Origin of the sequence: Methylobacterium sp. J-090, assembly GCF_022829345.1 — a bacterium.
GTDB lineage: Bacteria > Pseudomonadota > Alphaproteobacteria > Rhizobiales > Beijerinckiaceae > Methylobacterium.
This window is the reverse complement of the sequence record NZ_JAKSXV010000072.1, coordinates 1-326: the sequence shown is the minus strand read 5'-3', so window position 1 is coordinate 326 and position 326 is coordinate 1. Positions and strand designations below refer to the sequence as shown.

General features: G+C 57.1%; 1 protein-coding gene. It reads right to left on the bottom strand.

The window, feature by feature from the left end; translation table 11 throughout:
• Positions 1–30: 30 nt before the first annotated feature.
• Positions 31–120, bottom strand: a complete 90-nt coding sequence (pqqA, locus tag MKK49_RS11250) for a pyrroloquinoline quinone precursor peptide PqqA (protein WP_244028394.1) — start codon at positions 118–120, stop codon at positions 31–33.
• Positions 121–326 lie beyond the last annotated feature (206 nt).

The window sequence follows — 326 nt, the reverse complement described above, 5'->3', positions numbered from 1 at the left end:
TTGAGCTGACGCCCCGGGGGGCGCCGATCCCTAGTTGAAGGGATCGATTTCCGCCGACTCGTAGCTGGTGACTTCCATGGCGACGCAGATTTCCTTGACGATGGGGGAGGACCACTTCATGGTGTTTCTTCTGGTTTGGATTGGTTTGGTTGAGCTGACGACCCGGGGGGCGCCGATCCCTAGTTGAAGGGATCGATTTACGCAGAACCGTCGCTGGTGACTTCCATGCCGCCGCAGATTTCCTGAACGACGGGGGCAGACCACTTCATGGCGAAACTCCTTCGTGTTCGACGTCCTTGATATGGCGATACATTGGGCGCAATACA